Here is a 23,267-nt window from a genome sequence, read left to right on the forward strand (position 1 = left end):
CTCCGTCCCGCTAACGCGAATGGAAACAAACAGAATGCTATCGCTGCATAGTTGAACAGTGATGTTCAGCAGTGTTCAGCGTAAATGTATCAGGTTCAGGCGCTCTGCAGAGGTTGCCAACGAATTGACCGTTCTCGACCCAGCTCCACCACAAACTTCACTCCCTTGTCTTCCCGACTCAGCTTCACCAGGTAGGAGAGTTCCTGTTGGCTGAACACATGCCCCTCGTAAAACCAGAACACCAACCCCTTAGCTTTTGGGGGCAAGGTGGCCCGATACTGCTCGATCAACGCGGGAAAGAAATAGGTGCGCCGCTCCGATTTGCCCAGCGTGGCAGGCCGTACCCCATGAATGCGCGTCAAATAGCTGGCCAGATCCCCGATTCCCTTACTGGAGAGGGTGACCACCTCATACCCAGCTCCGCGCAGCCGCCGCAGGTAGTGCCCTTCGGATCCCCCCTCTGGGGTTACAAAGATGGCCAAAGCCCCAGATTGCTCCAGTTGCTGCACAAACTTTGCACCTGAGCCGACCAGCAGCATAGGAAAAACTCCATGACTCGTCTAGGGTTGGACAAGCAGCCCACCTGCGCTCATTGTAACGGGATGGCGCCTGAAGCTGGGGATAGAAGCTGCCAATGGAACCCATAGAATACTGGCTATCTCCCTGTTTTGCAGAAGGGAGCGTAAAGAAGGGTTAAGATACGGGTAACCTGCTTGCAGGTCTCAACCCACAGGTGGCGGACAAAGGCGGATGGATCCCCCTAGTAGGGATGGCCTCCCCGCCACTTACACAGCGACAACAGATGAACCTCATCATGCGACGACGCGAGCTGTTGACCTTGGCGGTGGCCGGGTTGATTACAGCACCCCTCAGCTTAGCAGGAGAGCAAAGAGCAATGGCCCAACAGACTTATCCCTTCACCAAAACCGACGCCGAGTGGCGGCAACTGCTCACCGAAGAGCAATACTATGTGCTGCGCCGAGAGGGCACTGAGCCCCCCTTCCGCAACGCTTACTACGACAACAAAGCTGCGGGCATCTACGTCTGTGCCGGCTGTGGGCAGGAGCTGTTTTCCTCAGCGGCCAAGTACGACAGTGGCACCGGTTGGCCCAGCTTTTGGGAGCCGATTGCTCCCCATGTGATCGGTACCAAGACGGACTGGAAATTGTTTGTGCCCCGCACAGAAGTCCACTGCTCTAACTGCGGTGGGCATCTGGGGCATGTGTTTCGGGATGGCCCCCCACCCACGGGTTTGCGCTACTGCATCAATTCTGCTGCCCTCAAGTTCATCCCAGCCACCACTTAGAAATCCTCTTGGCTCCAGCTAAAACTGAGCCGCCTGTCTGGGTGAGCCTATGTCGGACTACACGTTCCTGGATGCTGCTTCGATTCTGCTGCGGGAGGGCCTGGAAGCTCTCTTGGTGCTGGTGGCGCTGCTGGCCCTTTTGAGCAAGAGCGGGCAATCGGCTCAGAAGCGCTGGGTGTGGCTAGGGGGATCCGCGGGCTTGCTGGCAGCGGTGATGCTCGGTCTGCTGGTGAAGCTGTTTTTCCAGCAGATGCTCACCCACACGCGACAAGAGGTGCTGGAAGGGATCACCGGGCTGGTGGCAGCAGGTTTGTTGTTCTCGGTCAGCCTTTGGTTGCACCGCCGGGCTGCAGTGGTTTCTTGGCAAACCTTTGTGCGGGAACAGGCGCAGGCGGCACTGGCCACGGGTCAGGTTTTTTCCTTGGCTTTTCTGGCCTTTGTGGCGGTGTTTCGCGAGGGGGCGGAAACGGTGCTGTTTTATGTGGGGTTGGCCTCTTCCCTCTCGGCAAAAGATTTTTGGCTGGGGATCGGCCTGGGATCCCTGGTGTTGGTGGCGGTGGCGATCTTGCTGCTGCAGGTGGGGCTGAAATTGCCGCTGGGAGTTTTTTTCCGGGGTCTAAGTCTGCTGATTTTCTACTTGGGCTTTAAGTTTTTGGGCAGTGGCCTGCACGCTCTGCAGGTGGCGGACTGGCTGCCCATCACCCCCCTGGTCGGGATCCCAAAGCTGCGCTGGCTGGGCATATATCCCACTTGGCAGACGCTGCTCCCCCAACTGCTGCTGCTGGGAATAGCCTTCGCCTTGTGGGTGAGGCAATGGCTGCGGGCTGATTCTGCTCAGAGGCTTTCTTCGTGAAAAACGCTCTCCACCGGCACTGGGGATCCCATAAGCCATAAGTTTGATGAATCCCTGTCCTGGTTTTGATGGATGGCAATGATGCAGGTCACAATTTCATAGTCGTTTCAGGTTGGGACAAGGCGACCGAGGTACTGGGAAAAGCCTTCTGGCCCTGTGCATCTAACGTTTTAAGTGCGGGTGCAGTGTCCTGGTTTGAATCAAAATGACCCTAAAAAGAAAGCGCTCTGTACGTCGCGCCTGAAACCGCACCTAGTCAAGCCTTCCAGTCCAAGAAAGCAAAGCCTACCGGCAGGGATCCGGCAGGCCGCTGGATTTTGTCGGAGATCCCCAGTAGGAAACCCTGTCGATCGCTACGGAATCGACAGAGAGCATCCACTCTGTGGGGTTCCCGAGAATCAGGTATCGTAGACCCGGCATTCAACAGCATCTGGGTTTTCAGCGCAGTGCTTCTCTAGGCTGCTGGGAGTCCTCGGCTGGTGGCTGCGAGCTGCCAGCACTTCTTCAACCGCATCCCAGGCCGCACGGCAGTGGGGATCCCCTTCGCCGTACTCAGAGCAGACGTTGCGAGCATTTTCCAGCTCTTTGGCGATCACTTCAGACAGTCCCATGTTCTCAAGCTCCTTTAGACTAGATGGGGCCGGTGGCCCGCTGATGTAACCGGTTGACGCAGAACCTGTAGAGATTCGGTGTAACCGAGGATCAACAGGTAAAAACCAGCCGATCCAGACGGGGAATAAGTTCAGGATAATGACCTTGTGCCAACCGAATTGATCAACCGGATACATTACCTATTCTAAACAGTGACGGCAGGGGGGTGCAGCTGCGCTTTCGCGATCTCTTTGGGATCAGGATGCGCAGGGATCCCTCAGGCTCCAAACAGTTGTTCAATCCGTTGCCGCACCTGCTCTGGGGATCCCTGTTGACGCACTTGACCTTCCGAGAGCAAAATCGCCCCATCTGCCCATTCCAGTTCCGCCAGCCGATGGGTTACCCAGAGGGCGGTGATGCCTTCTTGATCCACCAGTTGCCGGATGCACCGCAGCAAATCCGCCTGGCTGTCGGGATCCAACAGGGCTGTCGGCTCGTCCAAAAGCAGCACCTCGCTGCGCCGGGCCAAAGCCCCTGCCACCGCCACCCGTTGCTTCTGTCCGCCGCTGAGGCCGTGGATGGGCCGACGGATCAGGTGCTTTAATCCGACTTGCTCCAAGGCTGTTTCCACCCGCTGGTGAATTTCCGCCAAGGTCAGAGCCTCTGCCCCCAAGCCAAAGGCCACATCGGCTCCCACCGTGGGCATGAACAGTTGGTGATCCGGGTTTTGAAACACATAGCCCAGCCGACCGCGAATCTCCAGGTGGCCCGAAAGGGGCTGGGGATGGGTCAGGGATCCGGACAACAGTTGCAACAAAGTGGACTTGCCGCTGCCATTGGGCCCCAAGAGCATCCACAACTGGCCCTTGGGAATGACAAAACTGCACGCCTGCAAAACCGGCGGACGTTCCGGCCAAGCAAAGGTCAGGCTCTCCACCCGAATGGCCACCTCAGACATGGGGATCCCTTAGCGGCAGAGAGAAAAGGGCTGTCCTCAGCTTTGCAACTGGGCCAAAAAACCGGGACGGGTTCCCATGGGGCTGGCGCTGCCCGACTTGGAAGTCATTTGCACGCCACATAGCTCACCGGTGAGCAGGAACACCTTTTTGCCGGTGCGGTCGCAGGTCAGCTCCAAACTCTGAGGGGATCCACTCTGCAGAGCATTGACGATGCTTTGGTAGGCCCGGTTGGCCGCTTCTTCCTCTTTTTGATGGACAACGATGGGGGCAGGGTTCCCTTTCAGGAGCAGTTCCAGAGTGTACATGGCTGACCGTTGCATAGTGGGCCGTGGGACAAAAGAGAGGCACCCAGAGGACGCCGTTGGCGACAGCAGGACGAAGTCCTTTTCCAGTATCGCAGGTTGGGCCAGGGTACCGGCAGGCTCAACAAATGACGGGGGAGTTTCTCTCGCCAGATTAGGCCAGGCCGGTGCCGAGAAAAGGCAGCAGGCTAATCAGCAACAGGCCCAACGTGGCCAGGGATCCCGCCAAGAAGGAGAGGGATCGCCCAATGGGAATATCGGCAATGTAGAAAAAGTTGTAGAGCAGCCGCGCCAGCAGAAACACCCCACACAGCACAGCTACCCCTTCATCTCCGCTGAGGCCAAAATACCAGGGATCCGGGTGTGGGCCGGTGATGTAGGCAATCAACGCTGCTGCCGCAAACATCCCAAAGGTCTCAAACCCGTTGGCGTGGGCCCAGGTGGCCCGCTGTCCATATGGAGGTAGCCTATCAAACATAGCCCGAGGGGCATGCAGGTCGTAGCCGACGCGGGCACGGGCATAGCCCACCACCCCCATGGGCAGATAGACCAAGAGCATGGCTGCCGCGATGGAGAACAGGGGGATGGCTACGAGAGGAGGATTTGGCAACATAAGATAGGCAAAAGGGCGGTGCACAATGACAGAGGAGAGAAAAGAGCCCAGCTTGGGTGGGAGCTATTGCCGGGAAAATCAACACCAGAACCATTATCCATCTATCGGGCTGTCTATCCAGGCAGATGCTTGCGTCAGCTAGAAATCGCAGGAGCCCCGCACTGTACCCGTAGGGTCAGTGTCGGGAGGAATGCGGAAGTTATGATAGAACCATGACCCAAGTCCTGACCGTCTCCTGCAAGCTCAAGGTAGCCCAGTCGCAAGCCGCAAAGTTGGATGCGACAATGGATGCCTTTGTGCAGGCGTTGAACTGGGTCAACCAAAACACACCAGAAAAAGTAGTCAACGCAGTCAAACTCCAATCCCTTTGCTATTACCAGATTCGCGCTCGGTTTGGCTTGTCCAGTAATCTGGCCCAGCAGGTCTGCAGACGGGTGGCCGGCGCCCGTAAAGTTGCCCGACAGAAAAACCGTCCGGTCAAAGCGTTCAAGAGAGGCTTTGCGACCTACGATGCCCGTATCTTTTCGTTTCGCGAGAAAGACTGGACGGTGTCGCTGACCACGGTGGAGGGTCGAGAGCGCTTTGAGCTGGCGATTGGCCGTTACCAGAGAGAACAGTTGGCAGGCTCCAACCCCAAATCTGCCACTCTGGTCAAGCGCAAAGACGGTTCCTACTCCATTCAAATCTGTGTGGAAGCGGAACCGTGCCCACCGCAAGGCACGGATAGAGTGCTGGGGGTGGACTTGGGAAGGACGGATATTGCCCATACGTCAGAAGGGGATAACTGGAATGGACAGCAGTTGAACAAAGTCCGAGACCATCACTCGCGGTTGAGGGCGGTACTTCAACGCAAAGCCAGTAAGGGCACCCGCAGTTCGCGGCGCAGATGCAGAGAACTGTTGCAACGGCTGTCTGGCAAGGAGAGGCGCTTTCAGGCGTGGGTCAATCATCGCATCTCCAAAGCTATTGTCTCTAGGGCAAAGACTACAAACAGCGCTATTGCTCTGGAAGACCTGACAGGGATCCGGGAAAGAGTCAATCAACAGCCGCGCAGCAAAGCCGAACGGCGCAGGGCCAACAGTTGGGCGTTTTATCAACTCCGTCAATTTTTGGAGTACAAGGCTCTGCGTGCGGGGGTTGCTCTGATTCTGGTGCCGCCTGCCTACACGTCGCAGACCTGCCACCGGTGTTTGCACATTCATCCCGACCCTGCGCAATCCTATCGCAGTGGAAAGAAGTTTAAGTGTGGAAACTGTGGATGGGAAGGGGATGCGGACTGGAATGGGGCCAACATGATTGCCAAACTTGGGGCTGCCGTAAACCAGCCTAGAGGTCCGTGGTTGGCTTGCCAACTGCAGGGCTACCGAAAGCCCGCCCTGTACTGCGAAGTAGTCAGGGTCGGGTAGTTTACGAAATCTTGCGGATTTGCCGGCGGCGCTCCTCATATTCAGCGCGGGTGATCAAGCCCTGTTTCAACTGGCTTTCCAACTGCTGTTCGGGATCCCGGGCTTCTCGCCCTTCCACACTGGTCCATTCCAGCTCGATCAACTCTCGGTTGAATCGAAAATCGAAATCGGCATTGCTCATGGTCAGAATCCACAGCCCTTCCAGCAAACAAAGGGCGCGTACCCCGTAGCTGAGGATCTGCAGCGGGATGGAAGGAACGAACACCATCAGCCCCACCACCAAGTAGCCCCAGCCCCAGCGTTGGTGCCCCATATAGAAGCGCTGCAACCCTGGAATGAACACCCCCAGCATCGCCAGCCAACCGGCCACCTCTCGGATTAACCACCGACGATCCTGTGGGGGCGTATCAGGATCCCTGCTCTCGGCCATGGACTGCACCAGCTAGATGTGCCATTAAGCTAGCTCAGTTTTGGCCCCACAGAGCTCAGGAACTTGGAGCGAACCTCAGACTACCTTTGGGCAGAATCCTGCCGCCTATACTTGATGGGGGCAGTTCGGGGAAGGAACATGGCAGAGCGGGAGCTATCGGTAGCGATCTTGGCAGCGGGCAAAGGTACCCGGATGCGATCACGGCTGCCCAAGGTGCTGCACAAGCTGGGATCCCTGTCTTTGATCGAGCGGCTGCTGCGCACGGTGCTAACCTTGAAACCCCACCGCTGTCTGGTGATTGTGGGTTATGAACAAGAGCAGGTGCGCCAAGCCCTGCGGGAGTACCCGGTTGAATTTGTGGAGCAGGCCCAGCAATTGGGCACCGGACACGCCGTTCAGCAACTGTTGCCCGTCCTGGGCGGTTTTCAGGGGGATCTGCTGGTGATCAACGGGGATGTGCCCCTGCTGCGGGCAGAAACCCTGCAAGCTCTGGTGGAGCGCCACCGCCAGATGAACCCAGAGGTAACCTTGCTCTCGGCTCAGGTGGCGGATCCCTATGGCTATGGTCGGGTATTTTGCGATGCCCAACAGCGGGTGCTGGAACTGGTGGAAGAGCGAGACTGCACCCCGGCCCAACGGCAAAATCGCCGCATCAACAGTGGGGTGTATTGTTTCCACTGGCCGGCTCTGGCTCAGGTTTTGCCCCATCTCAACAGCAACAACGCACAGCAGGAGTACTACCTAACGGATGCCGTCAAGCGGGTGGGCAAAGCCATCGCTCTGGATGTTGCCGATCCGCAAGAAATTGTGGGCATCAACGACCGCCGCCAACTGGCCCAGGCGTACCAGATTTTGCAGGATCGCCTCAAGGAAGCCTGGATGGAAGCCGGGGTCACCTTTGTGGATCCCGACAGCAGCAGCCTGGAGGAAACGGTGGAATTGGCCCCCGATGTGGTGATCGAGCCCCAAACCCATCTGCGAGGGGTGTGCCGCATTGGCTCGGGAACCCGCCTGGGGCCGGGCAGTTGGATCGAGTCCAGCGAGATTGGATCCGGCTGTCACATTCTCTACTCGGTGGTCAGCCACAGCCGCATCGGCAACCAGGTCTGGATAGGCCCCTACGCCCACGTGCGCCCCCACAGCCAGATTGGGGATCATTGCCGCATCGGCAACTTTGTGGAAACCAAAAATACCCAGATTGGATCCCACAGCAACGCCGCCCACTTGGCCTACCTGGGCGATGCCAAGCTGGGATCCCAGGTCAACATCGGGGCGGGCACCATCATCGCCAACTACGACGGCCAGCAAAAGCACTTCACCGAAATTGGGGATCGCAGCAAAACAGGCGCCAACTCGGTGTTGGTGGCTCCTTTGCAGGTGGGATCCGATGTCACCATTGCCGCCGGCTCCACCATCCCTGCCCGCTACCCCCTGCCGGATGACTGCTTGGTGATCGCTCGCTCCCGCCCGGTGGTCAAGCCCGGTTGGCGACTTGGGATCCGCTCTTCCCGCCCCCAGGAGCCCCAGCCCATGCCGCCGGGATCCCTCAAGATTTATCCCTTGCGCCTCTTCCCCGGCCAAGATCTCAAGCAGGAACTAGAGCGATTGGCCCGGCAGCAGCCCTTGCAAGCGGGGTTTGTCCTCAGCGCCGTCGGCAGCCTTAGCCAAGCCACCCTGCGCCTGGCCGACCAAACGGGGGATCACCTGTTGTCGGAACGCCTGGAGATCCTGGCCCTGAGTGGATCCCTGTGCCCTGACGGAGTCCATCTCCATCTCACCGTTGCCGATGCCCGAGGCCAAACCTGGGGGGGACACCTGCGCCCCGGCTGCCTCATCTACACCACCGCCGAAATTGTCCTCGCCGATAGCCCGGAGTACCGCTTCTCCCGTCAACCGGATCCGGCCACCGGCTACCTGGAGTTGCACATCCAACCCGTGGCAGGGGATCCCTGCTGGCCGTCCCCACCCCCCCAACCCCAGCAAAACCAGCAGACAAAACCAGAGGCTGACAACAGCAGGCCGAAAAGCTTACAGTAGTCAACATGAGTTACCTAAAGCTAAAGGGGGCTTGTGAGCGCCAAGCCGAAAGCTTCACGGAACTCATGGACGCTTTGCGGTGTGGCGGGCATATTACTGGGTTTTCGGACGCAACTCATTCTTAACCGCAAGCAAACAACTCTAGCCGCCCAACACGCTGGGGTAGCCCGCCACGCCTATAACTGGGGCTTAGAAGTCTGTCGGCAAGCCCTGGAGAACCAGCAAAAACTTCCCACCGCCATTGACCTGCACAAGCGCCTAGTGGCCGAGGTGAAGAAAGAACATCGCTGGTACTACCAGGTCTCCAAATGCGCCCCTCAGCAGGCATTACGCAACTTGGAGCAAGCCCTTAAGCGCTGGCGGGGTGAGTTGGGGAAGTTTCCCCGCTTCAAACGCAAGGGAGTGCGAGACAGCTTTTACCTGGAAGGGAGTATTCGCACTTCTGGCAACCGCATCAAGGTACCTATCTTCGGTTGGCTGCGCTGTGCAGAGCTGCTCCCGGTGACCACACCCAAGAACGTGGTTGTTAGCTTGAGAGCATGACTCTAGTCAATAATAAGCTCAACTATACTGAAAATAATGTATAATATGTTCAGTACGGATTACTACCAGTTGATCTTTCTGTTTACTTTCGAGTCTGCCAACATGGTAGCCAAAGCAAAGCAGAAAATTGGTAGTAAGACGACACGGAAACTGCGCTTTGGGTATTCTACTCAAAGCTTTGCGGGATACCGCCATTCTGTTTGGAAACAAACAGAATGCTATCGCTGCATAGTTGAACAGTGATGTTCAGCAGTGTTCAGCGTAAATGTATCAGACGCGACAGGCACTGAACACTCTGGAAGTGTTTGTTAGCGTTTCGTAGGTCTTTCGGAGCGGTCATCAGTACCCCGTTGAGCAGCCGGAAATTGTTAAGCTTAACGCACGGATGGCAGTATCCGGCCATGCCCCGAGTGACAACTGCTGACGAGCTGCTGACAGAATATGCCTCTGGCGAGCGCAACTTTCAAGAATCCAACCTGGTGGGGGTGGACTTGGTGCGCTCCAACCTGCAAGGGGTGAATCTGAGAGGGGCCAACCTCTCCTTTGGCAAGCTGAGTGGCATTAACCTGCAGGAAGCCGATTTGCGCGGCGCCGATCTCAGCTCGGCCAACTTGATGGGGGCCAACCTCCGCGGGGCCAATCTTTGGGAAGCCAACTTGATCGGCGCGGATCTCAGCTTTGCCGACTTGCGGGAAGCCAACTTGCACGGTGCCTACCTTTGGGAAGCCAAGCTAACCCGTGCACAACTGCAGGGATCCGATCTAAGCGGGGCAAAAATCGGCGGAGCAGTGCTGACCGGCGCTGACCTCAGGGGGGCCATCCTACCTGACGGGAGTGTGCTGGCTTGAGCCACCCCCCAGCAGACAAGGCAGAATGGAACTGTTGCGACGGGATCCCTGATGTTGCTGCTGTTCAACTTGGTCTTGACACTGCTGCTGGCTGTGGGAGTGGCAGTCCTGGCCGGACAAAACCCCACCACCCTGACCGTACATTTCTTAATGTGGCGCTCGGTGGAGCTGCCTTTGGGATTTCTCATTGCCGCGGCTGTCGGCTTGGGCCTGTTGACGGTGGGGCTGGGCTCTCTCCTCTGGCCTGGGCGCAGCTTTTCTGCCACCGCCCGCCAATTACAGGAACGGGTGCGCCAACTGGAAATGCAGGATCAACCGCCCCAATAACGGCCAATTGCCAAAGGGATCCCTCTGCTTTCTGGCTTTGGCTCAACGGCTTCGATCCCCTGCAATTCTACCTGCAATTCTATAGTTGACTTGACAATCTTGTCGCTGGCCCTAGGGAAAGCATGCTGGAATGGCCCACCGATGCGAGACTGGGCGTAAGCTGAGATCAGGATCCCTTCGCCGTCTGCTTGATCAGTGCGTATCTCCAACCGTAACCATGGCTTATTTCCAACCCACTTCCCCGGATAGCTCTCCCCAAGACCCACGGGCCCTGCGCAAAGCCCTGCGCGGATCCAGCACCTACTTCGCCAAGGGGTTTGAAGAACACAAGGATCAGGCTCAACTGGAGCTGCAAACCACCTACAAAAGCCCCCTTGTGGAGCAAATCCGCGCCCAGGCTTACCGCTATCAGCGGGGCGACATTACCATTCACCTGGCCAAAGCCTTTGGCTTTTGCTGGGGTGTGGAACGGGCGGTGGAATATGCCTATGAAGCGCGGCGACGCTTTCCGGATCGGCAACTGTGGATCACCAACGAGATCATCCACAACCCTCTGGTAAACCAGCACCTGAAGGAGATGGGGATCCGCTTTGTGGAGAAAGGCCCGGACGGCAAGAAGGACTTTTCTCAGATCCGGCCCCAAGATGTGGTGATTTGGCCTGCTTTTGGGGCGAGTGCATCGGAAATGGCATTTTTTCGGTCGCAGGGCAATGAGATTGTCGATACCACCTGCCCCTGGGTTTCCCGCGTGTGGAACCAAGTGGACAAGCACCGCGCGGCCCAATTTACCTCTGTCATCCACGGCAAGTACAACCACGAAGAAACCGTAGCCACCAGCTCCTTTGCCGAAAAGTACCTGGTGGTGCTGAACCTGGAAGAAGCGGAATGGGTCGCCCGCTACATTTTGCAGGGCGGAGATGCGGCAGAATTTCGGCGGCGCTTCGGCAAGGCCACTTCCCCCGGTTTTGATCCGGATCGCGATCTGGAGCGGATCGGCATCGCCAACCAAACCACGATGCTGGAAGGGGAGACCCGCGCCATTGCCAAGCTGTTTGAGACCACCATGCTGCGCAAATATGGCCCCCAGGAGTTAGACAATCACTTCATGAGCTTTAACACCATCTGCAATGCCACCCAAGAGCGGCAGGACGCCATGTTCGAGCTGCTGGAGCAGCCTTTGGATGTGGTGGTGGTGATCGGGGGGTTTAATTCCTCGAATACCACCCACTTGCAGGAAATTGCCCTGGCCAAGGGCTTGCCTTCCTTCCACATCGATGGCCCCGACTGCATCCAACCCAACAACCGCATCCGCCACAAGCCCCTTCACCAAGACCCGACGGTTACCGAAGGTTGGCTGCCCGCCGGGCCGGTGCAAATCGGCATTACCTCCGGTGCCTCTACCCCAGACCGCGTTGTTGAAGAGGTGATTCAACGCATCTTCGCCCTGCGTGAAGAACCCCGGCGGATCCCTGCCTAGGGATCCCTTCCCTCTCCCTCTTGATCGTGCTCAACACCCTTTTTCAGGTTTATCCTCCCTTGCTGGGCTGGACGCTGCTGGGGTTTGCTCTCCAGAAGGGGCTGCCCGGCGGCTGGAAGCGTTGGCTGGATCCTCATGCTTTGGGGCGGTTCATGTTCTGGGTGGGGGTGCCCCTCAGCATTGTCGGGTTTATGCAGGGGGTGGATCTGTCGGGCCAAATCTGGGTTGCTCCCCTGATCTGCTGGCTGTCGGTGGGGCTGGGGTTTGCCTTGACCAGCGCTTGGCTGTGGTGGCAGCACCGTGGTGTGGGGGATGTCCCCAACTGTTGGAGCAGTGCCCAGCAGGGCAGCTTTCACCTAACCGCCACCCTGGGGAACACCGGGTATTTGGGCTATCCCATCTGTCTGGCTGTGGCCGGAAGGGCTTACTTTGGCTGGGCCCTGTTCTATGATCTGCTGGGCACTCTGTTCATGGCCTACGGGTTTGGCGTGTGGGTGGCCAGCCGCCACGGCAGTTCCCATGCCCAACCTTGGCAGGTGGGCCTCCACATTCTGCGCACCCCTGCTCTTTGGTCTTTTGCTATGGGCCTACTGCTGACCCGCGAACCCCTGCCGGGTTGGCTCTCTCAAGGGTTGGCGGCTTTTGCCTGGAGCATGATCCCGCTCAGTTTGATGATTTTGGGGATGCGGCTGGCCCAGGTGAAGCGCTGGGGATCCTTTCTTGCCGCCGGAGTGGCCCTCTTGATCAAAATTGTGATTGTGCCGCTCTTGGTGGGAATCGGCCTTGCCTTCACCCCCTACCCGCCTCTGGCCAAGCTGGTGCTGGTCCTGCAGAGCGGTATGCCCCCCGCCATCGCCACCCTGGTGCTCACGGAAGAATACGACTTGGATCGGGAAATTACCGTAACTGCCTTGGCCGTGGGGTACTTAGCCGCCTTGCTGACCTTGCCCCTCTGGCTGGGACTCTGGGGATCCTAATAGGCCAGGTGAGACAAGGTTTGCTCGAGGTAGCTATGCACCAGTTGATCCAGCTCTGCTTCCTGAGTGGGCAACTCCCGGCCCTGGAGCCATCCCCGAAAACCCGAGCTTTCCACAATGGCCTGCCGCAATGGCTTCCAAACTGCTTGCGTGCGCAGTGCTGTATCGGAGCTGAGAGCAGGACTGATCATGAGAAGAAGGTGAGTAGGAGTGATTCACCCTCAGAATAGCTTGGATCCCAGTTGAGTTTGGCTCTCTAGGATACAAATCTCCCCTCTATGCTGAGCAAGCCTTCTCTCAGTCGCTCAAGCCAAAAAATCCTCAATATAGTCATTCCAAACTAGATTGAGACACTCCCCAGGCGTTCCGCGCTGCTTCCGCGGCCACCCCCAGACCTTCTCCCAGAGGGAGAGAGGAGCTGGACAGAAATGTTTCATTCCTGTTTAAAATGACCATACATCCCATCAACTCGAGCAAGAGGCCCAGGGATCCCTAAACAAACAGTTGGCTGCGCTGCTCGACCCGCAAAGTTGGCCCCAAGGCATTGAGAAGAGAGACGCCGTAGCTGCGGGCAATGATGCGGCTATCCAAAATGGCCACCCATCGGGTGGATGAGCTGGAATCTTCTCCCGAATCAGAGCTTTGCCGCAGAGGCGCGACGGCCCGTTGCAACTGGGCAGCGGCCACCGGCAAAAGGTACTGACGGAACCAGTCCTGCTGGGTGCGTTGCAGATATTGCACCCGTCCGGCCACCCTTGGGTCTTCCACAGAAGGGAAAGGCAAAGTGGCGATCACCATCAGCTCAGGGCGCGGCAAGCCGGCCTTGTGGTGCAGCCAGTAGGGCCAGTCGCAGACCAAAATGCCCTTTTCGCCGGGGAACGGGCTGTTTACCCGCACCCGTGAGCCGAATTCGGCAGCCAAAGCCGCTCCCACCTGTGCTTGCAGAGGCTGATCCGACACCAACACCACCACAAAGCCTTGCGCTTGAGGGATCAGCTTTTTCAGCTCTTGCAGCAGGTGATCCCGAAATAGAGGGCTGTTGGGCAGGGGGAGGCGCGGCAAGTAAAGGGAAAGCTCCGCCCCGCCGGAACGGGGCCAACCCTCGCCTGAGGCAAACCGCAACGGCGTCAGATCCGGCAAGCCCAACCGTCGCCGGTAGGTTTCCGCCTGGCGATCCAGATCCAGCGCTTCCCCGATAATCACCACCGGCTGTGTGGCCCAAATGGGGGCCAACCAATCCTGCAGAGCCGCCGGGCTGTGGTGAAGGGTGAGGCGACCGGTTTCTCGGTCGGTTTCGGCCCACCAAATCCATTTGGAGACGGGATCCCCCTCAGAGCTGAGCCGCCGGCGGATTTGATCCCAGGGATCCGGCAGCCAGCCGGGGTAGCCTGTCACCAAAGACAGCACAGCATCCAGGTGAACCTGTTCATCCGCATGAAGCAGACAGCGGGAAAGAGGCCGCCGCAAAAGCTGAAGGGACAAATTGACCTGAACCTGGGAGAGCTGCTCCGCCTCGGCAGGGAAGATTTGCCGGAGCTGTTGCCAATGGCTGGCTTCCAGGGTCACCGTTAGCGCCTGGTAGGCCCAATCTTCCAGGTCTTCGGCTCCATCCAGGATCAAAGGGATCCCTGTCGGCACTTCCGAGGATCCCTTTCTCAGGCGAGCTTGCAGCCAATCCAGGGGATCCACCAACAGCAACCCCTGGAAATCGGGATCCGGCCAACGGTCTTTTTGCAGGACGGGCTTATGCAACTGCAGGGTGTGCTGTAGCCAGGGGATCTCTTCCCCCAAAATTTGCGCCTGCACAGGAGCTGTGGCACAGAGCAAGGTGGGGTTGGGCCACATCAGGGCCGGCAGCAGATAACTGAGGCGGTGCTGACCCCCAGCAGGCACCTGGATCAAGGTGCTGCGACCCAACCGCAACCCTCGCGCCACCATGCGAGCCATCGTCAACTGGTGGGGCCACAGGGCTTCGGGAGACTGCCGCAAAAGCTGCCGCAACTGTTGGTGGACTTCAACCTCAATCACAGTTCAGTACGCCGGGGATCTGCCACAGACGGTAGGGTGAACTAGCCTATTCTAGGGTAGAGAAGAAAACCAAATCCCATCTCTGGGGTGAGCGATGTCTCTTCTTTCTGCTGTTCCCACAGAGGGCCAACCCGTTGCACAGACGGGATCCCTGCTTCTAGACCGCTCCGGGTGGGGCCGTTTGCGCATGAAGGGATCCCCAGGCTTGGACTATCTGCACAACCAAAGCACCCAAAATCTGAAGGCCCTCCAGCCAGGGCAGGGGGCCGACACGGTTTTCGTGACCCCCACCGCCGGCATCCTGGATTTGGCAACGGTGTACGTGGGAGAAGAAGACTGCTGGATCTGGACTTCACCCCAGCGGCGCAGCCTGCTGATGCAGAGTTTGGGGCGCATGCTGCCTTTGGTGCGGGGAGCACAGTTGAAAGATGAGACAGATCAGACCTTTGGTTTTGGATTGCTCGGATCCCAGAGTCAGGCTCTCCTGGAGAAAGTGGTGAGCTCAGAAGAGATCCCGACCGGGCCTCATGAGCACCGCCCCGTGGAGATCCAGGGGATCCCTGTCCATCTGGCTTGTGGCACGGGTCTTGCCCAGCCGGGGTTTACCCTCTGGGGCACCATTGACCAGAAAGTCGCTCTTGAAGAATGCTTGCTCCAAGCCGGAGCCAAGCTGGCCCCACCTGAGCTGTGGGAAGTCCTCCGCCTAGAAGCGGGTCGCCCCGCCGCCGACCGAGAGCTGACCTCAGACTACAACCCCCTAGAAGCCGGCCTGTGGCGAGCTGTTTCCCTTGACAAAGGTTGCTACGTTGGCCAGGAAGTCTTGGCCAAGCAGGTAACCTACCGGCGCATTCGGCAAACTTTGTGGGGGATCCGCCTTCAAGGAGAGGCTCAGCCCGGCACAGAGATTTTGCGGCAGGGGGAAAAGATTGGTTTACTGACCAGCGCGGGCTTGACTTCGCAAGGGTACCTGGGATTGGGATACGTGCGCACCAAGTTTGAGCCCGCCGAAGGTCTACAAGTAGAAGTCGGCTCGGTGCCGGGAGTCCTGACTCGAATGCCGTTTTTGAGCTTTCCGCCTATTGTCTGAGGTTGTTTTTGCAGACCTCTCTCCTCTCTTTTCTAGAGGGAGAAGCGTAGGCGAAACACCGCAACTCACCAGTCAAAGTGGCGGCGAAAGCGGGGATCCCGTCGATCCTTTTTGCGTCGGTTACAGGTTTTGCACAACGTTTGCAGATTGCTGATGTCGTTGCTGCCCCCTTGGGCAATGGGGATGATGTGATCGATCTGAAGCTGAACCTCTGGGGGCGACTTTCCGCAACCGCGACAACGGAAGCCGTCTCTTTGGAAAACATACTCCCGCACGGCTGCTGGAATTAGAATCCTTTCGCCGGATTTTCTTTCTTTCATCGTTATTCATCCATACTGCGAAGATCGTCCAGTGGAGACTTTTCATCTAGAGGTTCTAATATCTCTTGGTCGGGTTCTTTTATCAGAAATTCAGGATTGTCAGGATAAAAGTCAATCGTAACTTCTACTCTTACTTTTACTCTACCGGTCTGCCAACCGTTAGTTTTAGGAGAAAGAATCGAGCATGGAACTCCTTTATGGAAAAAATGAACCTGATCTTCATAGGGAATACCTGTTTCTATCTGTATCTCACACGAACTCAAGTAACTGTCTAGTCCTCTTCCCATTTGGTCAAACCTCAGGAAATAAGAATTGATAGAATCGCAAAGCTTGGAAATCATGTAGACTTCCTGCTTATTGTTCTCGTTGATAAAAGTGATAACTCCGTCTCGCAGTTGGCTAAGATTAATGGATGTTTTTGTCATCTTATCGACCTCAAGACATAGAGACAACTTGAACAGCCCGTAAATCATCCAGTATAGAATCCTCTAGTTTTCTGGGAGCGCTATCTCCAGAATCTCTATATGGGTCATCAGGAACAAACTCGAGATAAACTTTGACTGATATCTTGCCAGAGATCCACGACTTTCTGGGCTGTAAGACTCTAGATTCTATTCCATCCACGAGCATTTTAATGTCCGCATAAACCTTTCTTGATTGAAGGTAACCGTTTGTCTGGAAAATATCTGAAAGAAGGTAATTAATAATTGCACTATGCAAGCTACTTGGAAGGTAAACTTGATCACCAATCTCAACAACAGTTTCCCTATCATCTGACCTAAAAACTATCGGATCGACCACGGCATTGTCTCCTATTGCTAACAGACTTTACTGACTGACATCTCCCCGAATGTCATCCAAAGGCGATCTACTGCTCCCTGATCCCGTTTCTTCTGGCTCAAACTCAACCACTAGTCTCATCCTAACTCTACCAGCAATCCACGGTGAGCCAGGACGTAAGAGTTTAGCAGGAATTCCTTTCACGTTAGTTATTCCGTTCAAGTTGCTCCATAGAATCGAGACTCCCTTTTCGCTAAGTTTGCTGGATAAGTAGGATCTGATACTCTCATAAACAATCTCTGAGTACACCTGAGCAAACTCTTGCGAGTAGATTAGGCGTCCTCCTATATCAATGACAGTATTTTGGAAAATATCTAGCTCAACAAAGCACTCCTGAGATTGATCATTACTTGACACTTGCCCAACCCCCTCTATGTCTCTCTGGCTTAGGCTAGCTCTCACTTTCGCGAAGGTCATCCAGAGGGGATCCACTGCTGCTCTCTGAGCCTGTATCCTCTGGCTCAAACTCTACAATGATCCGCAATCTGACTCTGCCTTTTTCCCAATCCTTCTTGCCCGGCACCAAGAGCTGACAAGCAAGTCCCTGCCCAAACCACTTCGCTTCTTGCAACAATTTTTCTTCTGGCTTGGGAGCAAGAAGGCTACTGGCAATGTTGAGCAAGTCTTCCGGCGGCAGGATCCCTGAGGATCTCAAGGCCGCAATGAACAAGCGATGCAGCTCTTCTTTCTTGGTCAAGTCCTCTTGGGCTGCTTTGACCAAGTTGGCAACCTTGAAAGTTTTCTCCCTTACAGAGAGGATCCCTTCTGGGTGCTGCTGTAGAGGTATCGATTTGGATCCCATGACTTTATCTGGATCAAGTGAAAGGCCAAAAACAAAGACAAGCCGCTCTATCTCAGATCATCGAGGATGCTATCCAACTCTGGAAAACTCTCGTCTATGGGTGTAGAACGACCAAGAGCGACTGCTTCGCTTGCATTGCTGTCACCTACTTGCTGTTCAGGAAGACTTGCCAAAATTTGAACTGACTCACCAACAGAGGAAGGTTCAGGACGAGTAATCAAGGGCAGCATCTCACGATTGAGGCCCAAAGCTTGCAAGCAGAGGTTGATCCCAGAAACAGCTTGGTTGTACTTGTCTATGCTTGCCTCCAGTTCTTTCAGCCGCTGTTGGTTAAGCGCAATTTTCTCTTCAGCCTCTTTTCTGAGAGTTGCTTCCATGAACTGCTTTGCTTCTGGGTACTTTTGTAAAATCTCATCGGCTACTTGCTTGGCAACCGGCAATAGTTGAGTTTTTAGAGTATTGTTGGTCTCTTGTCGGAAGCTAGAACGCACTGTCTGGTTAATTTTCGGCTCGAAGTCAAGCTTGAGTAATTGTCGGATTCCAGGCTCTGCGTCGCGAATAGCAGAGATGTCATAAGATTGGCTGGTTTGCTTTAGGACTTCTCGAAACTGGTAGATCGAGAATGTTCCTTCGTCGTAGAAGCGGGGGCTTTCTCTGAGGTAGCGGTCGCACTCTTTTCGGGCACCATTGACAAGAGAACTCAAAGTTACATCTCTAACCAAAAGAAGCTTTTTCTCCAAGTCCCCATCGGATCCCAGTAGGCGAAACAACTGCCTGTAGTAGCTCGAGCTGCGAACTTCATCAACAAGGCGACGAAAGAAGTTCTCTACAAGCGTGCTGGCTGATTCTACCAGGATGTCCTCTAGATGGTTGGACAAATAATAAAAGGCTTCGACCAATACAGCTAAGAATGGAGCTGTGGAGTTGCGAGGACGGATGCGAACGGCTTGACTGTAAACATTGTCCAACGAAAAAGTATCCAAAAGCTCATCTAGCCTCCGTACCATCCTAGCCTGCAATTTACGGAAATCGTTCTCAAATTCTTTGTTTTCTCCGTTAATAACTTTATTGACTACTGTCTGGATATGCTCGTCAAACTCTCGGCCAATACTGGCTAGCTGCTGATTGATCAGCGTCAGCTCATAGGAAATCATGCTGTCAATCTCTTTGGGCTGGCTATCAATGTCTCGGTAGAGATCTAGATAGGACTTCCTCATCTCGATGCAGAGAGGTTGCAAATCATCGGCCAGCGCGGAAAATAGCTGTGGCCGCTTTTCTTCCGTTAAATAACGAGTGATCCCAGCCCGAAAGTCTTCAATACCGCTATCTTTAATCATATACTCAATCAAAGGTTTTCCCCACTCCCTCAGAATCCGAACGTAGTTATTTATGGGTGTGTCGTACCCATGTACAGAAGGGCGGAACGGGGATCCAACCAACCTACCTGACGTGCAGTACTTATTAAACTCGCTGACAAACTGGGGCGTTTCTTCCTCACCACCCAATTCTTTGATGCTTTCTGAAAAGATTGTATCCAGTCCAAATCGATCCTCGGGGGTAGTTGCCTTGATCTGGGAACCATAGAAGCCGAGAAGGCCGCTTGTCTTAAATACGCGGAGTTGACGAAACTGCTGGTCGATAATGTTTTCTAGTCTATGCTTTAGTTGTGCGTTGTACCAAGTCTCATCAATCCGGTTAAACACATAGAAGACGCGATCCCTGATGCTGTCATTACCTTGAATGTGTTCAATAAGTTCTGTCTCTTCCTTGGTCAGCTCACCCGTTGCAGCACACTTGAGAACGCAAACAACTGCGGACGTATCCGGATCGGCAATTTTTCGATAAGTACGCTCTGCATCCGCTTTGACTGGAGCATCGATCCCAGGAGTATCGACAATAACGTTTCCATCTTCCAGTAAGGGGTGATGGCAGTAGTATTCGACTTTTCGCAAAACTGCGCTATTGGCACCGCGCCGGGCAAAACCCGCAGCTTCCCTTAGGTTGCCGAAGTTGAGCTGCTCCATCGAGAAGACTTTGTTCTCGGTAGGGTGAATTTTGTCCCGGTTCTGCTGGAAACCTGTAATCAACAAGCGGAGGGCATCCGCCTGCTTTGCCCGCTCTGACTTGCTTTTACCTCCCTCCTGCTGAATAATAGCCTCAGCACGCTCCTTCAGGGGATTCAGTGCAGTGTCTTCCAGCCTGCTGAGTGACGGAGCCAAGTTTAGGAAAGCGCAGAAGGCGGTCATCTGTTCTTGCACTTCCTGCTCGCTAAGAAAAGTGAGCACTACCCTCTCCGCATTTGGCTCTGCGTAGGCGATGTAGCACTCTGTCCCTGTGGCGTGCCCTTCGGCGCTGTAGAGAAGCTCTCTTTCTAAGAGGGCATTGATTAGCATAGACTTGCCAGCACTGAAAGCACCGGCAAAGACAATCTCGAAGGTTGGAGAAATAGCTTTGCTGAGGGAAGCTTGAATCCGAGTGGTATCTTGCTTGCCTGAAAAAGTGGAATCCTGATGCCAGAGTTGCAGGATAGCTTCAACCTGCTCTTTCAAGTTCTCACACTGAGGCAGGAGCTTTACAGACATAAGAGAGCAATCTCCACAGAGGCTGCCGGGATTATAACTTGCCTATGCTTGAGGTGAGGATTCCTACAACAATTTTCTTCAGTCCCGAAGCTGTGTGGCTATATGTGCATACACGTGAAGAGAGAAGAGCAGAACTCCCCAGACCGACATAGCAAAAAGGCTTAGGTCGTTGACCCAAGCCCGCCTTAGCATACTCATACCAGATGCCAGGAACCAGACTTGAACTGGTGACACGAGGATTTTCAGTCCTCTGCTCTACCAACTGAGCTATCCCGGCTCTGGACCTACTATCTTACGATGTCGAGGGGGGTTTTGACAACTGGTGGCGCCCCCAATTTAGCCAATCAATTTCTCCAAAGCCTCCATCTGGGGGATGCAGAGAACATCTCGGTTGCGATCCCGGCGGATCAGCTCCTCTTGCTCCAGCTTGGACAGGACGCGAGTGACCGTTTCCCGGGCTAGGCCACTTAGGCTGCTCAGCTCCCGATGGGGCAAGTTGGGGATCTCTACACCACTCCGGCTAACCCGGCCACGAGATTCGGCCAAGAACAGCAGGATATCGGCAACACGGGCCGTACTACTGGCCTCGCGCAACTGCAGACGACGGTTGATCTGCCGTAAGCGGCGCGACATGAGCTGAGCAAGGCGGATGCCGGCCTGAGGATCAGAAGCCAAAAAAGCCAGGAAGTGTTGGGCCGACAGACAACTGACTTTGGTGGCTGTTAGGGCTACAACGTCGGTGGAACGAGGCGCTTCGTCCAAAGCAGCCATTTCCCCGAAGATTTCCCCTGGACCAAGAATGGTGAGGGTGATCTCCCGGCCTTCGAGATCATGGGTGCGAATCTTGACCCACCCTTCCAGGATGAAATAAACGGCGTTACCCCAGTCATTTTGTAACAAGATGGCCTGATTGACTGGGTGGGAGCGCAACGACATTTGCCCGGCCAGCGGCTCTAGCCTCTCAGGAGGAAAGCCCTCAAACAGGAGCATCAGGCGTAGGTCATCTGGAGTTACATCGCTCACCGTGGGATCCTCCTGCACGTGGTCAGTTCTGGTCGAGTGGGATGGGAAAAGGGTGGGCCTGCACAGACACGTCAACATGCCCCTCAGCCTACCGTCTCTCTCAGGTCTATGGCCCGCCGAGGCGAACTGCGTACCAATAGGACAGAGCTTTAGACCCAATTTTGACCTCTACTTTAGAAAGGGATCCCTGCCCAAAAAAGCTGCTGCCATCCTCTAGCCCAGAAACGGCAAAATCCATCTTGCTGATAGCAATTTTCTCGAGTTTGTGCAGTTTGAGTCGAGATCTAGACCTGCTGAAGTTGAGATGGCCAATCTTGGCTGGTATCCAAAACCTTTAAAAAAGGCCGTTCCGAATCGGAAAAATCCTGCCAGTGGGCCTGCTGTTGGGAGAGCATCTCGGCGGTGGCATCAGCAATGTCGGCAGAGTGCTGCTGATCTCCATCGCTGGAACCAGCTGGGGCCAAGAGGGGCTGAGGAGCTGAGCTGCGGCGTTGCAGGCGCTCCCGCAAAACAGGTTCAGGGGCGTAGCAGTGGAGGATGCGCAGTGGGATCCCTTGGCGTTGGGCCTGATCAATGGCCATCCCCCGCAGCGCCTGCCGGTCAAACTTGGCGTCCAGAATCACGGTGTAGCCTTCCTGGGCCAGCTCTACTCCCAACTGCACCAAGCGGCGGTAGGTTTTATCGGTCATCTCCGGGGTATAAACCTCCGGCCCCCCCCGTTGCCGCAGAGGGATCCCGGCCAAATGCTTGCGCACCGCATCGGAGCGAATGTGAATGGCTCCCCGCTGACGGGCCAAGTGGCGGGCTACCGTGCTTTTGCCGGATCCCGACAATCCCGACATCAGGAACAACTGCCCCCGCTTGGGGAGGGTGTATTCCCAGGCAAGACGGTAATAGCGGGCGGCGGTGCTAAAGGCTATGGCCTTGGCTTCCTCTGCTGCAGTGGGATCCTCCAGCAAAAAAGAGGTGACCTTGGCCCGCACGTAGGCCTGCCGATTGAGGTAAATAGGCAAGATCTTCAACCCTTCCCAATCTCCGGTTTCTTCCAGGTAGGTGTTCAAATAGGCGTTTCCCAGATCGGGGCGATGGCGGGCATCCAAATCCATCACCCCATAGGATATGTCGTACATGACATCCACAAAGCGGAAGGCTTCATTAAACTCGATGCAATCAAAAAGCAGGATCTTCCCTTCCCAAAAACAGATGTTGCCTAGGTGCAGGTCTCCGTGGCATTCACGAATGCGGTTTTGTTCTATTCTTTGTTGAAACAGCTCCTGCCGCTCAGCAAAAAAGCGATCGGTGTAGGCTTGGGTTTCTCGATATTGCTGAGCTGTTTGTGGGCCGCCGACGTAGCGCTGGGTTTGGGCGTAATTCTCGTCAAAGGCTTCTCGCACCCGTTCTGGCCGGCCAAAGCTGCGGATGTAGTCGTTGGTCTCGGTTTGGGCATGAAACGTCGCCACCACCCGCCCCAGCTCCTCCATCAAGGACGGCGTTAGCTCTCCCCGCTCAAACAGGTTGCTGAACAGTTGCTCTTGGGGAAATTGCCGCATTTGCAGAGCGTATTCTATGGGCTCGCCGCTGCTGTTGAACTGAAATCGGCCATCGGTCTGGACAATGGGCAACACTTGCAGATAGAGGCCGGGAGCGCCGCGCTGGTTCATGCGCAGCTCTTCTTGGCAAAAGTGGCGCCGCCTCTCCAGGGTGGTGAAGTTCAAAAAGCCAAAGTCCAATGGCTTTTTCACTTTATAGGCATAGTCGCCTGTCAGCAGAATATAGGAAATGTGGGTTTGAATAAGCCGAATGGGATCCTGTACCGGATGAGGGTAGAAGGCGGGATCCAGCATCGCTTGGATCAAGGGGGGCAGGTGGGTATCGACCATGAAAAACGATAGAGATGGAAAAAGGGCTTGGACGGG

Annotated in this window: 26 protein-coding genes, 1 tRNA gene and 1 pseudogene; 11 read left to right on the forward strand and 17 right to left on the reverse strand. The window is 55.6% G+C overall.

The genetic code is table 11. From position 1 onward, the window contains the following. Window positions 1-95: 95 nt before the first annotated feature. Window positions 96-539, reverse strand: coding sequence for an NAD(P)H-quinone oxidoreductase subunit N (gene ndhN / locus ACVWXE_RS05075; RefSeq protein ID WP_414344253.1), 444 nt, complete (start codon window positions 537-539; stop codon window positions 96-98). A gap of 275 nt (window positions 540-814) precedes the next feature. Between ndhN and msrB the strand changes: the two genes are divergently transcribed. Beyond that, window positions 815-1,306, forward strand: a complete 492-nt coding sequence (gene msrB, locus ACVWXE_RS05080) for a peptide-methionine (R)-S-oxide reductase MsrB (RefSeq protein ID WP_457489736.1) — start codon at window positions 815-817, stop codon at window positions 1,304-1,306. 49 nt (window positions 1,307-1,355) lie between these two features. After that, a complete protein-coding gene (locus ACVWXE_RS05085; protein WP_457489737.1) occupies window positions 1,356-2,159 on the forward strand; it encodes an FTR1 family iron permease in 804 nt (267 codons plus the stop codon). Window positions 2,160-2,557: 398 nt separating this feature from the next. Here ACVWXE_RS05085 and ACVWXE_RS05090 read toward each other — a convergent pair whose 3' ends face one another. From ACVWXE_RS05090 to ACVWXE_RS05105, 4 genes are all read right to left on the reverse strand, one after another. Further along, a complete protein-coding gene (locus ACVWXE_RS05090; RefSeq protein WP_457384595.1) occupies window positions 2,558-2,770 on the reverse strand; it encodes a CP12 domain-containing protein in 213 nt (70 codons plus the stop codon). 257 nt (window positions 2,771-3,027) lie between these two features. Beyond that, window positions 3,028-3,708 carry an energy-coupling factor ABC transporter ATP-binding protein gene (locus ACVWXE_RS05095; RefSeq protein WP_414331746.1) on the reverse strand — a complete coding sequence of 227 codons (681 nt, stop codon included), beginning with the start codon at window positions 3,706-3,708 and terminating at the stop codon, window positions 3,028-3,030. Between the two features lie 36 nt (window positions 3,709-3,744). Further along, window positions 3,745-4,014: a hypothetical protein gene (locus ACVWXE_RS05100; RefSeq protein WP_011434187.1), complete on the reverse strand. Its 270-nt coding sequence runs from the start codon at window positions 4,012-4,014 to the stop codon at window positions 3,745-3,747. A gap of 151 nt (window positions 4,015-4,165) precedes the next feature. After that, on the reverse strand, window positions 4,166-4,624 hold the full coding sequence (locus ACVWXE_RS05105; RefSeq protein ID WP_414332010.1) for an MAPEG family protein: 459 nt from the start codon (window positions 4,622-4,624) through the stop codon (window positions 4,166-4,168). A 212-nt stretch (window positions 4,625-4,836) separates the two neighbouring features. On the opposite strand from ACVWXE_RS05105, the gene ACVWXE_RS05110 reads away from it, so the two are divergent. Next, window positions 4,837-6,030, forward strand: a complete 1,194-nt coding sequence (locus ACVWXE_RS05110; protein ID WP_457489738.1) for an RNA-guided endonuclease InsQ/TnpB family protein — start codon at window positions 4,837-4,839, stop codon at window positions 6,028-6,030. 1 nt (window position 6,031) lies between these two features. Here ACVWXE_RS05110 and ACVWXE_RS05115 read toward each other — a convergent pair whose 3' ends face one another. Further along, window positions 6,032-6,460 (reverse strand): SHOCT domain-containing protein, encoded by a 429-nt coding sequence (locus ACVWXE_RS05115; protein WP_457489739.1) that lies wholly within the window; start codon window positions 6,458-6,460, stop codon window positions 6,032-6,034. Between the two features lie 138 nt (window positions 6,461-6,598). Here ACVWXE_RS05115 and glmU point away from each other — a divergent pair. The 7 genes and pseudogenes from glmU to ACVWXE_RS05150 form a co-directional block, all read left to right on the forward strand. Next, window positions 6,599-7,951: pseudogene (glmU, locus tag ACVWXE_RS05120) on the forward strand (bifunctional UDP-N-acetylglucosamine diphosphorylase/glucosamine-1-phosphate N-acetyltransferase GlmU); the annotation flags it as partial. Window positions 7,952-7,990: 39 nt separating this feature from the next. Continuing rightward, window positions 7,991-8,497, forward strand: a complete 507-nt coding sequence (locus ACVWXE_RS05125) for a PPC domain-containing DNA-binding protein (RefSeq protein WP_238376989.1) — start codon at window positions 7,991-7,993, stop codon at window positions 8,495-8,497. An 81-nt stretch (window positions 8,498-8,578) separates the two neighbouring features. Beyond that, a complete protein-coding gene (locus tag ACVWXE_RS05130; protein WP_457489740.1) occupies window positions 8,579-9,040 on the forward strand; it encodes an RNA-guided endonuclease InsQ/TnpB family protein in 462 nt (153 codons plus the stop codon). Window positions 9,041-9,441: 401 nt separating this feature from the next. Beyond that, complete coding sequence (locus ACVWXE_RS05135) at window positions 9,442-9,888, forward strand: pentapeptide repeat-containing protein (protein ID WP_041436825.1); 447 nt, start codon at window positions 9,442-9,444, stop codon at window positions 9,886-9,888. Window positions 9,889-9,939: 51 nt separating this feature from the next. After that, window positions 9,940-10,215 (forward strand): lipopolysaccharide assembly protein LapA domain-containing protein, encoded by a 276-nt coding sequence (locus ACVWXE_RS05140; RefSeq protein WP_457393110.1) that lies wholly within the window; start codon window positions 9,940-9,942, stop codon window positions 10,213-10,215. A gap of 217 nt (window positions 10,216-10,432) precedes the next feature. Next, a complete protein-coding gene (locus tag ACVWXE_RS05145) occupies window positions 10,433-11,692 on the forward strand; it encodes a 4-hydroxy-3-methylbut-2-enyl diphosphate reductase (RefSeq protein ID WP_457489741.1) in 1,260 nt (419 codons plus the stop codon). A 26-nt stretch (window positions 11,693-11,718) separates the two neighbouring features. Then, window positions 11,719-12,669: an AEC family transporter gene (locus tag ACVWXE_RS05150; RefSeq protein ID WP_011434195.1), complete on the forward strand. Its 951-nt coding sequence runs from the start codon at window positions 11,719-11,721 to the stop codon at window positions 12,667-12,669. Here the strand turns inward: ACVWXE_RS05150 and ACVWXE_RS05155 are convergent. Next, complete coding sequence (locus tag ACVWXE_RS05155) at window positions 12,666-12,860, reverse strand: hypothetical protein (RefSeq protein WP_011434196.1); 195 nt, start codon at window positions 12,858-12,860, stop codon at window positions 12,666-12,668. The two genes, ACVWXE_RS05150 and ACVWXE_RS05155, sit on opposite strands and share 4 nt — an antisense overlap. Before the next feature lie 301 nt (window positions 12,861-13,161). Beyond that, window positions 13,162-14,697 (reverse strand): hypothetical protein, encoded by a 1,536-nt coding sequence (locus ACVWXE_RS05160; RefSeq protein ID WP_457489742.1) that lies wholly within the window; start codon window positions 14,695-14,697, stop codon window positions 13,162-13,164. A gap of 94 nt (window positions 14,698-14,791) precedes the next feature. On the opposite strand from ACVWXE_RS05160, the gene ygfZ reads away from it, so the two are divergent. Beyond that, window positions 14,792-15,784 carry a CAF17-like 4Fe-4S cluster assembly/insertion protein YgfZ gene (gene ygfZ, locus ACVWXE_RS05165; protein WP_457489743.1) on the forward strand — a complete coding sequence of 331 codons (993 nt, stop codon included), beginning with the start codon at window positions 14,792-14,794 and terminating at the stop codon, window positions 15,782-15,784. A gap of 65 nt (window positions 15,785-15,849) precedes the next feature. Here ygfZ and ACVWXE_RS05170 read toward each other — a convergent pair whose 3' ends face one another. The 9 genes from ACVWXE_RS05170 to ACVWXE_RS05210 form a co-directional block, all read right to left on the reverse strand. Next, window positions 15,850-16,104, reverse strand: a complete 255-nt coding sequence (locus ACVWXE_RS05170; RefSeq protein ID WP_011430012.1) for an HNH endonuclease — start codon at window positions 16,102-16,104, stop codon at window positions 15,850-15,852. Between the two features lie 2 nt (window positions 16,105-16,106). Then, window positions 16,107-16,529, reverse strand: a complete 423-nt coding sequence (locus ACVWXE_RS05175; protein WP_457443874.1) for a KGK domain-containing protein — start codon at window positions 16,527-16,529, stop codon at window positions 16,107-16,109. 10 nt (window positions 16,530-16,539) lie between these two features. Then, the gene (locus ACVWXE_RS05180; protein ID WP_457489744.1) at window positions 16,540-16,905 is read right to left on the reverse strand and encodes a KGK domain-containing protein; all 366 of its coding nucleotides are present in this window, start codon (window positions 16,903-16,905) and stop codon (window positions 16,540-16,542) included. Window positions 16,906-16,932: 27 nt separating this feature from the next. Beyond that, window positions 16,933-17,361, reverse strand: a complete 429-nt coding sequence (locus tag ACVWXE_RS05185; RefSeq protein ID WP_041436828.1) for a KGK domain-containing protein — start codon at window positions 17,359-17,361, stop codon at window positions 16,933-16,935. Beyond that, entirely contained in the window at window positions 17,336-17,746 is a 411-nt protein-coding gene (locus ACVWXE_RS05190) for a KGK domain-containing protein (protein WP_011430011.1), read from the reverse strand. The genes ACVWXE_RS05185 and ACVWXE_RS05190 overlap by 26 nt, the downstream gene beginning before the upstream one ends. A 47-nt stretch (window positions 17,747-17,793) precedes the next feature. After that, a complete protein-coding gene (locus tag ACVWXE_RS05195; RefSeq protein ID WP_457489745.1) occupies window positions 17,794-20,328 on the reverse strand; it encodes a dynamin family protein in 2,535 nt (844 codons plus the stop codon). A 204-nt stretch (window positions 20,329-20,532) separates the two neighbouring features. Further along, window positions 20,533-20,605: transfer RNA gene (locus ACVWXE_RS05200), tRNA-Phe, on the reverse strand. 59 nt (window positions 20,606-20,664) lie between these two features. Beyond that, window positions 20,665-21,318: a Crp/Fnr family transcriptional regulator gene (locus ACVWXE_RS05205; protein WP_011434200.1), complete on the reverse strand. Its 654-nt coding sequence runs from the start codon at window positions 21,316-21,318 to the stop codon at window positions 20,665-20,667. Between the two features lie 317 nt (window positions 21,319-21,635). After that, window positions 21,636-23,231: a bifunctional aminoglycoside phosphotransferase/ATP-binding protein gene (locus tag ACVWXE_RS05210; RefSeq protein WP_457489771.1), complete on the reverse strand. Its 1,596-nt coding sequence runs from the start codon at window positions 23,229-23,231 to the stop codon at window positions 21,636-21,638. Between the last annotated feature and the right edge of the window lie 36 nt (window positions 23,232-23,267).

This window comes from Thermostichus sp. MS-CIW-41 (genome assembly GCF_054058915.1).